Origin of the sequence: Psychrobacter sp. CLB018, from assembly GCF_041222815.1 — a bacterium.
Classification (GTDB): domain Bacteria; phylum Pseudomonadota; class Gammaproteobacteria; order Pseudomonadales; family Moraxellaceae; genus Psychrobacter; species Psychrobacter faecalis.
Genome location: NZ_CP166085.1, coordinates 2,104,725 through 2,118,632, shown reverse-complemented (window position 1 = coordinate 2,118,632; position 13,908 = coordinate 2,104,725). Strand labels below are relative to the sequence as shown.

Here is a 13,908-nt window from a genome sequence, read left to right as displayed (position 1 = left end):
GGCGGCGTTATATATAAAGCAATCTTAGATTTAAGTTATTTTTTTAGTGATACAGTCTGAAGGCATTAAACCTCGTAAAGAAGCCATGCTTTTGATATCCGATAATAAAAAGGAGTCTCTTTTATTCGAGTTCAGCGAAGCAAAAAAACATCTGCCGTCTTTAGAGTATAAATACTCTTTTAGAAAATGAGTTCCATCTTCCAAGATAACATGAGTTAAATCACCGCTGTCATTTCCGTAAGCTGGATCGAACAATCCAACCCAACTGGGTCTTATAGCTGGGAAAAATTCATCAGTTTCAAAAAGGATAGCGTAGGCAGAAATGGAAACGTTACTACCAATAACAATCAAATCTTTTTTATAGCTATCTATAGTGGTTGTGCAGTCAGTCCATTGTCCCGTCTCTGAATCCGAGATATAGAGCACGTCAGCAATGAAGTACGTTGGAAATTCTGTTTCCATATCCTCCATGCCATCGTTTGTTTCTTCAATCATCTCACGGCTACTGAGCTTAGAGACTGCATCTAAATGACTAAGCCTGTTATTCGTTTGAGTTGCTTCGGCTAGCTGATCAAAGTATGGCTCAAAGTAAAAATCATCAAGACCCATTATCTTTTCTAAATTACGCGCGGCATCTTCACCAAACCCACGGTGCTTGTTTTTTAATTGTGAAATAAAACTAGGGTCAATTGGATATTCTTTTGCCAGCTTAGCAACGCTCTTACCCTGCTTCTTAAAATCTTCCAGTAATTCTATTAGTTTATTGCGCCTGTACTCTTGAATATCTATAGACATAACAGCCTCCTAGTCGTAGAGGTATCTTGACGGCATATTTTACTTTGTAAATTACCAGTTGCTAAATTACTGATTGCTTAAAAAGTTAGCATATGCTAAATTAATAACTTTATAAGGAGCAAATCAATGGCTAAGCATATTCCTAGTCTAAAAAACTTTATCAGTTCTCTGGGTGGCGAAAAAGAAAGAGCGGACTTCGCTGAAAAATGCGGCTCAACATTAGGTCATTTACGTCAAATATATTATGGAAATCGCACTTGTGACGCGGGCCTAGCTATTGAGATTGAAAAAAACACCAATCAAGCAGTTAAGTGCGAAGACCTAAGAAAAGATGTTGATTTTTCATACCTTCGAAGCTTGCCCGTCGAAACAACCGAAGAGTCTTAATTGCCTGTAGTAAATACTACAACCACCCACTCATCAACAAAACGTTTTTATAAATAGGTGAAACACGATGGACGTAATCGACGCAGCACACAAGACAGTACATAACCCAAAGCATGGTGGCTCAACTGCTATTGCCGCCCGTATGGGTATGTCGAGCACCGTATTAAACAACAAAGTCAATCCAAATACTGACACGCATCATCTACGTTTAGATGAAGCACTCACTATCATGGAATACACCAACGACACGAGCATCATTCAAGCGATGGCCCAGCGTCTTGGTGGTGTGTTTTGTAAGGTTGATGGTGAAGCGACGCAGGCAAGTATCATTATGACCGCATTATCTACGTCAGCATGCCAGGGCGACATCATGAGTGAGATGCAGCAAGCGCTAGAAGATGGCCGCATCGATTGCAAAGAGCATGACGCGCTACAGACAAAGATACAAGACGCCATGGTCGCGCTGCGCACACTCAGTGTCCAAATCACAAATCATTGTGAGGGGAAATGACATGCCAGCCAATAATTGCCATAACTGCTCATATTGCAAAAGCGTCGCTGCCGTAGAAGTTATCGGTGACGAATATGCAATTAAGCGTGAGTTTGAGCGCATAGAGCGTACCAGTCAGGCCAAAAATAAAAGTGACACACAAACAAAAACCCCATCAGCGGGAACTGATGGGGTTTAGGTGTTTCTGAAATACAAACAATGAATGAGGGAATCTTACAATGAATATTCAAACTTTGCAAATAAATAATCAAACGATGAGCAGTCGTGAAATCGCTCAATTGTGCAATAAAGATCATCGTCATGTACTACGCGATATTGACGACTTGAATGCAACATACGAAGTAATGGCACTGCCCAAAGTTGGGCAGTCAAATTATATCGCTGATAATGGTCAAAGCTATCGCCAATTTTTACTAAGCAAAGAACAGACGATTGATCTAATAACCGGTTATCGCGCTGATATCCGCATACGCATCAACAGACGCTGGCAAGAACTTGAAGCCAACGCCAATTCACCAGTAATACCTCAATCGTTTGCTGATGCCCTGCAATTGGCAGCAGACCAAGCGCGCCAGCTTGAACTAGCCAAGCCTAAAATCAGTCACTATGACAATGTAGTTGAGCGTGCTGGCTTGTTGAATGCCACGCCAGTCGCTCAAAAGGTGCGTCTATCAGCGGTTGCCATGAATAAAGTGCTTGATGAGCTTGGCGTCTATAACAAAGCTGTGAAGCGTTCACGTGTATTCCAGCAATGGTTTATCGATAAAGGCTTAGGCGAAGTTAAGCAGACCGACCAAGGTTACTCACAAGCTTTATTCACCAAGCGCGGTGAAGCATGGATCATTGAGCGTTTGATTAGTGAGGGGGTAGCATAATATGCATTTTTATATGTTTAACCCTGCTGACTTCAACAATAGCGCACGCCACCTATCATTAGTTGAGCGTGCTATCTATCGTGACTTAATAGATATGTACTATCACAGCGAGCAAGCCATCGATACATCAGATATGGATAAGCTGGCACGTCGTCTGCTATGCACCAGTGAAGATTATCGCGCATCGTTGGAATACGTGCTTGATGAGTTCTTTGTAAAACGTGGTAAGCGTCATCATCATCACCGTATCGATAAAGAAATAAAAGCCTATCGTTACAAGAACCGTAACGCAGTTAGTAACGTAAGCGGTAACGCTATAACGTTTGATGTAACGCAAGGTGTAACGCTCGGTAACGATGGTTGTAACGTTACGTGTAACGATGACGACACACCAATGACACCCGCAGAACGTACTCGTAAATCTCGCCAAGACCGTAAGGTAATGATTGATAGCCTTACTAATATAGGTGTAGCAGTAGATAAGAGTATTAAAGCTGCTGACCTAAAAGCATTATATGCAACTCACGCCGAAACTATTACAAGTAACGTTACAAGCGATGTAACGGACACTGTAACGAATGACGATGATACGTGTAACGGTGGTAACGCAAAAAACGCTGCTATAACCAGTAACCATGAACCAGTAACCAATAACCATAAACCAGTTAGTGAGAGCGCGCACACAAACACGGGTGAGGTAACTGTGGATAATTTCAATCATGGTTCTGTGGATAACTCTACAGCTAGCAATCAATCATCAGCCAACCAACCAGTACCAGTTGCACCAGTAGCAACTCAATCATCAGCTAACCAGCCAGCAACCAAAGCTGACCAGATACGTGGCCAACGTGCTGACGACATCGAAAATTGGGAAGCGCCAACCATTGACGAGATGCGCGGTGAGTTATTCAAAGCAGGCAAGATGATGCAACTCACTGAAGACCAGTACGCTTTGCACGTAGGGGATTTTAAGGCCCATTACGCTGAGCAGGCATTACTTGGTAAGCCGATCACCACTGAATCAAATCGTAAGGCTAAGTTGCGTAAATGGCTGGCGGGTGAAGTTGACAAGCAAGCAGCCAATCAAGCGCGTCAGGAAAAAGCCAAGGGCACGTTTAATATCGATAATGAGGATTGGGGCAACGGCGCTGGCACGTCGACTAGCAGTTACGACAGCGACTTACCGCCAGTATTTCACCCAAGCCATAGCCAACCAGTACAGTCTAAGCTAGATCCAAGCAAGTGCTGCATATTTAACGGTCTGCGCAAAGAGCCATTACCAAATATGGATATCACTGAAACTTATGAATATATCAAGCAGCAAAAGATGCCCGGTGAATCAGCCGATGAAACTTATGACAGAGTATTAACCCAAATGCAGGAGGCGGGGTGAAAACCACAAAGGACCTCAACGTCTCAGGACTGCAAAAATCGTTTGATACAAAAGCTTATTCCCATCAAGGTTGGTCAGGGAGAGTAAGAGTAGTTGAGGGTGATCCGTTCCATGATGACTATGCCAAGTGGGATAAGCAAGGCGCTGCTAAAGATCATGATTATGGTGATATTAATTTAAAGGATGGTAAGTGATGATTTTAATCGGTATCGATACAGGCGTTAAGACAGGCTTTGCTCATAGCATCGACGGTGTACTGCAAGAAGTGTCTACTCAAAGCATTCTAAGCGCCCAAGATAAGGTTTATAAAACGTTTGAAGAGGCGCAAGCGTCGGATATTAAATTCGTCGTCTGTATTGAGGATGTGCGTAAGCGTACGTGGGTAGATCCTCGAATTGGTAAAGAGCGCATGAAGGGAGTGGGTTCGGTTATACGTGATTGCTCAATCTGGCAGGAATTTTGCGAGCGCTACGATATTCCACACATCTTGGTTGCGCCGGCTAGCATTGATACTAAGCGCAGTGCCAAAGACTTTAAGATGATTACTGGCTGGCATGGACGTACGTCTGAGCATAGCCGTGATGCTGGCATGCTTATATATAAATATCATCGATTGATTGAAAAGGGTGTGGTCGACGTGCCAGCGCCAAAGCCAATTAAAAAGAAAGGGAAGTAAATCATGGATGAGGTCGAGATTAATAGTACATGGCGATGTAAACAAAGTGGTGAGGTGATAGTCGTAAAGTCGTTAATGCAACGTTGCATTTTCTACGACATGGATTGCAAAGAGTGCCATTCTGACATCGTTTATTTTTTGAATAATTTTGAGCCAGTAAGTGAGGTGAGCAAGTGACTAATTCTGAAGCAGTAAAGCTAATAAACCTAGTTAGAAAAAACACCTTTAAAGATTCAGTGTTAAAAGCATTCTGCAATGAAATGCTTGAATTACTAAAAGACAAGGCTGCCGCACCCATTATTTATAGTCGCCAAAAAAAGATTGTTACGCTAAGAGTTGCCGACCTCTCCTTTGGTTTGTTTCTGGATAATACACTGATGATGAGTAAAAGTGGCGATGAGCCAGAGATGACCATGGTACCTATTTACTTATTCAAAGAGGTGTGTAACCTCTTTGCAGACGTGGAGAACACAAAATGTCCGAATTGAGTATTGATATAACCCGCAAATGGCTAGATAAGAAAGGCGATGTAATCCACGTATTATCTGTAGATTATGAAGACAGTTTGGTGACAATTGAGTGGCCTAATCACAAGAAGCGCGGAACTAGGACTGTCAGCATTCAGAAGTTTCTTAGTCAGGTTAAATCAATTGATGCTAAGCCTGAGCCAGTAAAAGAGAAGTCTAAGCCAGGTCAGTTTGCCTATGCATTGGTAGACGAACTACATAACAGCTTTGGCCAATCACCAAATCTGCAACTGTCAAACCAAGACTGGCTTGAGCAAGGCATGCATGCCAAGACTGTTAAGTTTAATATTGGCGCTGGCGGGCTGCCACCAGAAGTCAATTGGGAGGACCACTGCGCCGCTATTGCAATGATTGAGGATAAGCCTGCCAAGGCGCTGGCAAGTATACTACTATGGGGCAGTGATACTAACTGGGATTGGTCACGTCACTTTGATGAAGTAGTAAAGCGCCTAGCAGCTAATATGATTGAGCGCTGCAAGAAAGATGGACGCGCTGCACCACAAGCATGTAGTCACACCTTGCCTGAGCTGGCACGGCTGATGGCGCGCATGGTATTACACTTTGAATTGTATGAGCTTTGGGATGACTACACAGTTAAAGGTCGCTTACGGTTCTCAGGGATAGAGGTAAAGGCTAGTTCTTACACTACATTGTGGGTTCGGTACCAGCGTCAGATAATGGATGATCTCATCGAAATGGTATGCGAAGCTGATCAGTGTATAGGCAGCTATCGTGCGCAGCTTAATAGAGTAGATGATAAAGCTTGACGCACCGTGCCAGATTGGGGTAGTATTTCTCATACTGCTAAATGGTAACAGATAAAGCAGAACATAAAAGACGAAAGCTTAATTGCTCTCGTCTTTTTTTATGCCTGACTGATTTAGCCACGGTCAGCACATGCCATAGAGACATCAGCTAGCAGGTGGCACTGCAACCCAAACCGAAGTCTTCACTGATTGATGCACGTTGCATGTGGCGTGTAGTCATCATGATGTGTTGGCACCTTCTTGCAATATTCCTTACCCACGTTAGAAATAGCGTGGGCTTTTTTATGCCTAACGTTTAGTGAGGTGTGATACCCATGAGATATGAATGCACAAGCGAGACGCTGTATATCAACTATCGCACAGGCGAAACGCTAGAGTATAGACATTCAAACCTAAGACTGCTTACTGCTAGAGCCAACAACGGCAACAGTGATGCTAAGAAGTATATGGCTTTGATTGAGCCAGACAATAAGAAATGGAAACCAAAGCCATGCCATCCACACCATGCCGCCAATACCGCTGCCCAAACATAGTTAAACGTAAAGACAAAGGATACTGTGATGACCATGCAGACCAACGCAGCAACTGGACCAAGCGACCAGACCGCAGCGGTAGCACAACCAAGCGCGGTTACGGCCATGCTTGGCGTAAGCTACGCGCGCAAGTACTTGAGCGTGATGGTCATCTTTGCGTGGCTTGTCAGCAGGCAGGCAGGTTCGTGCCAGCAACCGATGTCGATCACATAGTACCAAAGTCTAAAGGCGGTACGGACGAGCTCAGCAACCTACAGTCGCTATGCAATCCGCATCATAAAGCTAAGACAGCTAACGAGTAAAAACCATGCTTAAATTTATCAAAGTACGCAAGACGATTATCAATGCAGCAGATATTGAATCCGTACAGCCTGCAACATATCGAGATCATAATGGGTTGCAGCAGCATCGCATAGTAGTGACATTGCAAAACGGTAACCGCCATAACTTTAATGTTGATTCGAGCTCTGAGATTCAGACTGCAATTGACGATATATTTAATGAGATATCTCGCTTAAATAAATAGTTTTTCAGGGGGAGGGTGGGTTTTGACTTCAGCCGGAAGCCCCGAATGACCGCCCCCTAAAGTACATTTTTACGAGCGTTTAATTAAAAGTTTGCCCTATTGACCGGCTAAGGATTTTTTGATATGGGAGGAATTGCGGCGGTACCAGGACGCGGCCGCAAGGCTGATCCGAGAAAATCGAAAAATAAAAATATCAACGTTCCCGAATTTAGCGAAGTGGTCGATATCGAACCGCCAGAATATATGAGTGATTTAGAATTTGCGCCGATGATTTGGCGGTCCATCGTCCCTGAATTACTTGAAAACGAATTGCTCAGAATTACAGATATGCACAACGTCGAAGTGTTTTGCATGGCGTACGACACTTATCGCAAAAGCCAAAAGGAGCTTGCGACACAAGGCGTTACCGTTATGGGCGCGTCAGGCAGTCCAATTAAAAATCCAGCATTAACCGCACTCAACGAGGCAGCAAGACAGATGGCAACTTTTGGTAGCTTACTAGGATTAGATCCGTCATCTCGTCAACGCTTAACGGGTGCTGGCGATAAAAATCAAACCAACCCATTTGCAGGTGTTCTGAATATGTGACGGATGCTCAAGCGAGATAAATATGGCCGATTATCCTAATGTTGATATCGCCAATAAGTGGGCACGAGCAGTTGTAAAAGGCAAAGTTCCAGCGTGCAAATGGGTAGTTTTGGCGTGCCAACGCCACTTGGATGACTTAAAAGCGTCAAAAAAACGTGACTATCCATACAAATTTGACCCAAAAGCTGCCGAAAAAAAGATACTTTTTGTTGAATTGCTGCCGCATACAAAAGGCGAGTGGGCCCTAAAACGCTTAAAAATTCAGCTTGAGCCATGGCAAAAATTTGGCATCGCGGTCACGTTTGGTTGGATGCGTAAAAAAGACGGCTTCAGACGCTTTCGAGAATCATATTGGGAAGTACCGCGCAAGAATGGTAAGTCAGCAATCGCCGCGGGCGTCGCTCTTAATATGTTTGCCAACGATGGCGAGTTTGGTAGTGAGGTTTATTCAGGCGCGACAACTGAGAAGCAGGCATGGGAGGTTTTTAAGCCGGCACGTCTGATGGTGTTGCGTTCGCCCGCTTTGGTGCAGGCAACCGGCATACAGATTAACGCGGCCAGTCTTGAGCGACCTGATGACGGCTCTTTGTTTGAACCAATTATTGGTGACCCTCCAGATGGTCAGTCACCACATTGCGCCATCGTCGATGAATATCATGAGCATCCGGATAGTAGGCTTTACGACACGATGCAAACAGGTATGGGCGCACGCCGCCAACCGATGATGTTTGTCATCACCACAGCCGGTCACAATATTGAGGGCCCATGTTATGAGCTGCGCAGTCGTGTGCAAGACATGCTGCTTGGCAATGTACCAGATGATGAATTGTTTGGTTGGATTTGGAGTATTGACGACGGGGATGATTGGACCGACCCAAACGTACTGATCAAAGCCAACCCCAATTATGACGTGTCTGTATATGCTGACTTTCTAGCGTCGCAGCAAACCAAAGCCATCAATAACGCAAGCCGTCAAAACTCTTTTAAGACCAAGCATCTAAACGTTTGGGTTTCTGCAAAATCAGCGTTCTTTAATATGGAGCATTGGCGCGCGTGTGCTGATGACACGCTAAGTATTGATGATTTTTCAACCACGCCTTGTGTGATGCCGATAGATTTGGCATCAAAAATTGATATTGCAGCGCGCATAAATCTGTTTTATCGACATGAAGACGATGGCAAGCTTCACTACTACTGCTTGGCGCCATGGTTTTATTTGCCAGAAGACACGGTTTATAAGGGCGATGAGAAACAAGCGGTCGAGCGGTACCAGAAATGGATGAACCAAGGGCTGCTTGAAGTGCATGATGGCGCTGAAAACGACCTGAATGCCATCGCTGAAGACTTGGTTTCTGATGCGGGCAGCTTTCCATTAACCGAAGTGCCTTACGATGAATGGGGTGGCTTCCAAGTCGCTGCTACTATTGAAGCTGCTGGCTATGACGCCGTAAAGATTCCTAAGACGGTTAAGTCTTTCTCTCCTGCTATGCGTGAGTTAGAAGCAGCAATGAAAGGTGGGCGGTTTCATCATGACGGTCATCCGGTCCTATCTTGGATGATTGGCAATGTCGTGTCACGTGAGGACGCCAACAACAACGTGTTCCCGAGAAAAGAAACCAACTACAAAAAAATTGATGGTGCTGTTGCTCTATTAATGGGTATCAGTCGCGCCATGGTATTGGCTGGCGATGGTGGCGGCGATAATGGCTTCTACGATGACCCAATCATAATCGGCGTTTAATATTTAAGGGATTCAATGTGCGTAATCTAATCAAGCCCAAGCGTTTTGCAAAAGCTGCAAAAGCCGCCATTAGTTTTTTAGGCTTGGATGGACATCTGAGTCTAACGCCTAGTGATAATGTAACAACCAGAACAGCCAGTGGCAAAAATGTCACCGTTGATAGTGCCTTGCAGCTTAGTACTGTGTTTTCGTGCGTGCGCTTGGTATCTGAGACGGTTTCAACATTGCCATTAAAGGTTTATGAAACCAAAGCCGATGGCAGTCGTGTGGTGGCAAAGCAGCATCCTTTATATGATTTGTTGTGCCGGTCGCCTAATTATGAGATGACGCCTGCACGATTCATGCAAATGATTGTGGCAAGCCTACTGCTTTGGGGTAATGCTTACGTTGAGATTAAGCGCAATATTACGGGCAATCGAATTATCTCGCTTGAGCCGCTATTGCCGCAGCATGTCAGCGTGACCCGCAATAAAAACAACCAGCTGCTGCAGTATCACTACACAGATGAAGGTACACGCCGAGAAATAAATCACAAAGATGTCATGCATATTCGCGCGTTTGGCGTTGATGGCGTGATGGGTATCTTTACGATTAATAAGGGCCGTGAGACTTTTGCGACTGCTGCATCTGCTGAACATGCCGCAGGTAAGTTCTTTGAAAATGGATTGCAAACATCTGGGTTCTTGACCACTGACCAAAAGCTAACCACTGAGCAGCGTAACAAACTGCACACCCATATCAGTAAGTTTATGGGCAGCAGCAACGCTGGCAAGACCATGGTGCTTGAGCATGGCATGCAGTACAACGGCGTGACCATGAACCCAGAAGCTGCGCAAATGCTGGAGACGCGATCCTTTGAGATTGAGGAAATCTGTCGTTGGTTCCGCGTGTCGCCAATCATGATTGGTCATTTCGACAAGCAAAGCAGCTGGGCGGCGTCTGCTGAAGCGCAAGATTTGCACTTTTTGAAGTACACGTTTAGACCGCTGCTGGTCAATATTGAGCAAGAGATTTTACGTTGTCTTATCGGCAAAATTGATAGCGACAAGTATTACGTTGAGTTCAATGTTGAAGGCTTACTACGAGCAGACAGCAAAACACGCTCTGAATACTATTCGTCTGGCCTGAATAACGGTTGGATAAACCGCGATGAAGTCCGGTCAAAAGAAAATATGCCACCGATTGAAGGTGGTGATAAATACACAATCCAATCAGCATTAATCCCGCTTGATAAGGTGGGCACAAACTACAGTGGAGTTACCAAAGATGAGCAAGCGAACAATGATGCCAAAAGCTGATTTTGAAGCAGCGCATGATGTAAAGATGCCGCTTGCTTTGGATCGATGGAATCCAGACATTAAAGCGTCAGACGACGACTCTGAAAACGTTATCAATATCTTAGAAGTTATCGGCTATGACTGGTGGACCGATGGCGGTATCACTGGCAAGTCTATTAGCACACAACTCAAAAGATTTAACGGTGCCGATATTGTCGTTAATATTAACTCCCCTGGTGGTGATGTATTCGAAGGCTTGGCAATCTACAACATGCTGCGTGAATATGCTGGTCATGTGACTGTTCGCGTGCTGGGTATGGCAGCGAGCGCCGCATCATTTATCGCGATGGCTGCTGATGAAGTTAAGATTGCGCGTGCTGGCTTCTTCATGATTCATAATGCTTGGACTGGTGTTGGCGGAAATCGCAACGATATGCGCGAAGTTGCTGACTTCTTAGAGCAAATTGATGCGACCATCGCTGATATCTATCATGTCAAAAGCGGTATGGAAGCGACTGAGCTTTCATCGCAAATGGATAAAGAGACTTGGATTAATGGTAAGACAGCTGTTGAAACAGGTATGGCTGATAGCTTCTTGGATTCTGACGTGATTGCAGAGCAGACCAATAATACTGCTAAAGAGCGCATCGCAGCTCATAAACTAGATTTAATCATGGCGCAGGCGGGCATGTCTCGCAAAGAGCGTCGTGGTCTTGTAAAAGATTTAAAGAGTACGCCTAGCGCTACTCGAACAGATGCTACGCAAAACGCTGGCGTTGACTTAACGGGATTGATTGACGGTCTGCAAAATGCGATTGATTCAATCAAACTGCAATAAACACACTTAATCATTCACCTCGCTGCCTATATGGCGGCTTTTTTTGTGAGAAAAATTATGGATCCTGAAGACATCAAAAAAGACGACGTAGCTAATCAGCTAAAGCTGGTCAATGCTAGCGTCAAAGAGCTGACTGAAAAAGCGCTGCCAAAAGCTGAAAACGCTTTGAAAGAAGCGCAAAAAGCTGGCGAGCTATCAAATGAAACTAAAAAAGAAGTCGATAAATTGCTTACCGACTTAAATACTCAGCGTGACTTGCAGAACCAACTAGCAACCCAGTTGGGCGAAGCTGAGCAGATGTTCGCACGTATTGGTAATAATGGTGGTCAAGCGCCTGCACGCAATCGCGCTGGTGATTTGGTTATTGCAAATGACACTATCATCCAGTTTAGTAATTCAGTGGTCGCTGGTCGCCGCATCGCTATTGACGTCCCGCGCAATGCGCTGACTTCATTCGCTGTGAACCCAGTAGATGGTAGTACTAAGATTATCACCAATCCAAATCAGCGCTTAACGGTTCGTGATTTATTGGCCCCTGGTGATACTGAATCAAATGCCGTGGCATACCTGCGTGAATTGTTGTTTACGAACAACGCTGCACCGGTCGCTGAAAATACGACCAAGCCTTATTCAGAAATCACGTTTGAAGAAGTGTTGTCTGGTGTTAAGACGGTTGCTCACTTAATGAAGATTGCCAAGCAGACGCTTGATGATTTGCCACAGCTGCGTAGCATTATTAATGGCCGTTTGCTTAATGGCTTGAAGCGTGTGGAAGATACTCAGCTGCTATTCGGCAGTGGTGTGGGCAACAATTTGCACGGTATTTATACGCAAGCGACTGCTTTTGCTAATCCTAGTACTAAGACCACGCCTTCCAATAGTTTGGATGTGATGCGTTTGGCAATGCTGCAAGTCACATTAGCAGAGCTATCAGCAACTGGTCACGTCATGCATGATATTGACTGGACTGATATTGAGCTGATCAAAGATGCCAATACCAAAGGCTACTTGTTCAGCAATCCGTTTGGCACGTTAGAAGCGCGCCTATGGGGTCTGCCAGTTGCTCAGACTAATCAGGCTGGCATGCTTGGTAATTTCTTAACGGGCTCATTTGCAGATGCCGCGCAAATCTTTGACCGTGAAGATGCTAACGTCGTTATCTCTACTGAGAACGCCGATGACTTTGAAAAGAACATGGTCTCGGTCCGGGCTGAAGAAAGATTGGCACTGGCAGTTTATCGTCCCCAAGCGTTCGTTAAAGGTTCACTAACTGTCGAACCATAAGTTTAAAAACTATCGTTAATAGTACAAAACGCAACTTGTCTAACAGGTTGCGTTTTTTATTAAGCCAAAAGCAATTTATAAGTTGTTTTTGTCTTACTAAAAGGAGCAGGTCATGAAAGTTAAATTCAAAGATGTTATTTGCATGGGTAATCAGACATATAAAGCCGGTGAAGTCGGTGAGTTTACCGAAATCACAGGTCAGCAGCTGATTGATAAGGGCTATGTCGAAGCGGTTGCTGAGAAAAAAGCTGATGACGACGCTAAGGCTAAAGCGGCTGCTGAAAAAGCCGAGAAAGAAGCTGCTGCGAAAGCTGAAAAAGAGGCTAAGGCGAAAGAAGCCGCCGCCAATACAAAGAAATAAGCTGAGTAATCATTATGTCTATAGTCAGTATTGAAACCGCTATCCACCACTTGCGCGCGGATGCTGAAGATAGTATCGATATACAGCATAAGCTGAATGGCGCGCAAGAGATGGCCGAGCAGTATATGGGTCGCCGTATCTATGCCACTGATGTTGAGCTGGATGCTGCTATTGATGCCAATGCTATAGAGATGAATGCGCTCGATAGTTTACGAATTGGCGCTTTATCAGGTGATGTCAATAGTTATGCCGTCAAAACAAAGCTAGAACGCATTGAAAGTCAAATGTATGAAAAGCTGATGATAGCGCGGGGCATTGTGACTAATCCTGGTATCGAAGTGGCTATCTTGCTAATACTGGGTACGCTGTATGAACATCGGGAAGACGTGGTGATCGGTACCAGTATCGTGAGACTGCCGCAAGCGGCCGAACATCGACTGCAACCTTATCGACGAATAATGGGGCTATGATATGCGTGCAGGCAAGATAAGACACCGTATTACGGTATATAAGCAAACTAGCGGACGCTCACCAACGGGTGCAGTGCTATCACCAACTTGGACGGCTTGGATTGTACTTTGGGCATCATTTGAGGCGCTATCTGTCAAAGATATACTGACAGCGCAAGCCGCGGGCAGTAGCGTCGAGGCGCGGTGTATGCTCAGGTATAGAGATGATATTAAGAGTAATATGCAGATTGAGCATCGAGGTAAGCGGTATGATATCGACGGCGATCCAATGCCAGATAATCGCAGCGGGCGTGAATATATGACGCTGATGCTAAAAAGTGTTTGATTATTTCTAATTTGTTGCTGTGTTTAGTGGAATA

21 protein-coding genes are annotated in these 13,908 nt (G+C 44.8%); 20 read left to right on the top strand and 1 reads right to left on the bottom strand.

The genetic code is table 11. The annotated features are described in order from the left end of the window. Positions 1-30 precede the first annotated feature (30 nt). Positions 31-795 (bottom strand): hypothetical protein, encoded by a 765-nt coding sequence (locus AB8P72_RS08975; RefSeq protein WP_369957653.1) that lies wholly within the window; start codon positions 793-795, stop codon positions 31-33. A gap of 126 nt (positions 796-921) precedes the next feature. On the opposite strand from AB8P72_RS08975, the gene AB8P72_RS08970 reads away from it, so the two are divergent. From AB8P72_RS08970 to AB8P72_RS08875, 20 genes are all read left to right on the top strand, one after another. Further along, positions 922-1,182 carry a YdaS family helix-turn-helix protein gene (locus tag AB8P72_RS08970; RefSeq protein ID WP_369957652.1) on the top strand — a complete coding sequence of 87 codons (261 nt, stop codon included), beginning with the start codon at positions 922-924 and terminating at the stop codon, positions 1,180-1,182. Positions 1,183-1,249: 67 nt separating this feature from the next. Beyond that, positions 1,250-1,693: a phage regulatory CII family protein gene (locus AB8P72_RS08965; protein WP_369957651.1), complete on the top strand. Its 444-nt coding sequence runs from the start codon at positions 1,250-1,252 to the stop codon at positions 1,691-1,693. Position 1,694: 1 nt separating this feature from the next. Continuing rightward, positions 1,695-1,871 carry a hypothetical protein gene (locus AB8P72_RS08960; RefSeq protein ID WP_369957650.1) on the top strand — a complete coding sequence of 59 codons (177 nt, stop codon included), beginning with the start codon at positions 1,695-1,697 and terminating at the stop codon, positions 1,869-1,871. Between the two features lie 40 nt (positions 1,872-1,911). Further along, positions 1,912-2,568 (top strand): Rha family transcriptional regulator, encoded by a 657-nt coding sequence (locus AB8P72_RS08955; RefSeq protein ID WP_369957649.1) that lies wholly within the window; start codon positions 1,912-1,914, stop codon positions 2,566-2,568. A gap of 13 nt (positions 2,569-2,581) precedes the next feature. After that, positions 2,582-3,961 (top strand): YdaU family protein, encoded by a 1,380-nt coding sequence (locus tag AB8P72_RS08950; protein WP_369957648.1) that lies wholly within the window; start codon positions 2,582-2,584, stop codon positions 3,959-3,961. Continuing rightward, complete coding sequence (locus AB8P72_RS08945; protein WP_369957647.1) at positions 3,958-4,155, top strand: hypothetical protein; 198 nt, start codon at positions 3,958-3,960, stop codon at positions 4,153-4,155. Before AB8P72_RS08950 ends, AB8P72_RS08945 begins: the two co-directional genes overlap by 4 nt. Next, positions 4,155-4,637, top strand: coding sequence for a hypothetical protein (locus tag AB8P72_RS08940; RefSeq protein WP_369958287.1), 483 nt, complete (start codon positions 4,155-4,157; stop codon positions 4,635-4,637). The genes AB8P72_RS08945 and AB8P72_RS08940 overlap by 1 nt, the downstream gene beginning before the upstream one ends. 173 nt (positions 4,638-4,810) lie before the next feature. Further along, on the top strand, positions 4,811-5,125 hold the full coding sequence (locus tag AB8P72_RS08935; RefSeq protein ID WP_369957646.1) for a hypothetical protein: 315 nt from the start codon (positions 4,811-4,813) through the stop codon (positions 5,123-5,125). Beyond that, a complete protein-coding gene (locus AB8P72_RS08930; protein WP_369957645.1) occupies positions 5,113-5,931 on the top strand; it encodes a hypothetical protein in 819 nt (272 codons plus the stop codon). The genes AB8P72_RS08935 and AB8P72_RS08930 overlap by 13 nt, the downstream gene beginning before the upstream one ends. Positions 5,932-6,245: 314 nt before the next feature. Further along, the gene (locus AB8P72_RS08925) at positions 6,246-6,464 is read left to right on the top strand and encodes a hypothetical protein (RefSeq protein ID WP_369957644.1); all 219 of its coding nucleotides are present in this window, start codon (positions 6,246-6,248) and stop codon (positions 6,462-6,464) included. Next, positions 6,422-6,766: an HNH endonuclease gene (locus AB8P72_RS08920; RefSeq protein WP_193030017.1), complete on the top strand. Its 345-nt coding sequence runs from the start codon at positions 6,422-6,424 to the stop codon at positions 6,764-6,766. Before AB8P72_RS08925 ends, AB8P72_RS08920 begins: the two co-directional genes overlap by 43 nt. A 5-nt stretch (positions 6,767-6,771) precedes the next feature. After that, positions 6,772-6,990, top strand: coding sequence for a hypothetical protein (locus AB8P72_RS08915; RefSeq protein ID WP_369957643.1), 219 nt, complete (start codon positions 6,772-6,774; stop codon positions 6,988-6,990). Positions 6,991-7,113: 123 nt separating this feature from the next. Next, the gene (locus AB8P72_RS08910; protein WP_369957642.1) at positions 7,114-7,578 is read left to right on the top strand and encodes a phage terminase small subunit P27 family; all 465 of its coding nucleotides are present in this window, start codon (positions 7,114-7,116) and stop codon (positions 7,576-7,578) included. 22 nt (positions 7,579-7,600) lie between these two features. Then, positions 7,601-9,319: a terminase large subunit gene (locus AB8P72_RS08905; protein WP_369957641.1), complete on the top strand. Its 1,719-nt coding sequence runs from the start codon at positions 7,601-7,603 to the stop codon at positions 9,317-9,319. A gap of 17 nt (positions 9,320-9,336) precedes the next feature. After that, positions 9,337-10,617 (top strand): phage portal protein, encoded by a 1,281-nt coding sequence (locus AB8P72_RS08900; protein ID WP_369957640.1) that lies wholly within the window; start codon positions 9,337-9,339, stop codon positions 10,615-10,617. Continuing rightward, positions 10,586-11,434 (top strand): head maturation protease, ClpP-related, encoded by an 849-nt coding sequence (locus AB8P72_RS08895; RefSeq protein ID WP_369957639.1) that lies wholly within the window; start codon positions 10,586-10,588, stop codon positions 11,432-11,434. The genes AB8P72_RS08900 and AB8P72_RS08895 overlap by 32 nt, the downstream gene beginning before the upstream one ends. 45 nt (positions 11,435-11,479) lie before the next feature. Next, positions 11,480-12,718, top strand: a complete 1,239-nt coding sequence (locus AB8P72_RS08890) for a phage major capsid protein (RefSeq protein WP_369957638.1) — start codon at positions 11,480-11,482, stop codon at positions 12,716-12,718. 112 nt (positions 12,719-12,830) lie between these two features. Beyond that, positions 12,831-13,079 carry a hypothetical protein gene (locus AB8P72_RS08885; RefSeq protein ID WP_369957637.1) on the top strand — a complete coding sequence of 83 codons (249 nt, stop codon included), beginning with the start codon at positions 12,831-12,833 and terminating at the stop codon, positions 13,077-13,079. Positions 13,080-13,093: 14 nt separating this feature from the next. Next, positions 13,094-13,549 (top strand): head-tail connector protein, encoded by a 456-nt coding sequence (locus tag AB8P72_RS08880; protein WP_369957636.1) that lies wholly within the window; start codon positions 13,094-13,096, stop codon positions 13,547-13,549. 1 nt (position 13,550) lies between these two features. Further along, positions 13,551-13,874, top strand: a complete 324-nt coding sequence (locus AB8P72_RS08875) for a phage head closure protein (protein ID WP_369957635.1) — start codon at positions 13,551-13,553, stop codon at positions 13,872-13,874. Positions 13,875-13,908: the final 34 nt, after the last annotated feature.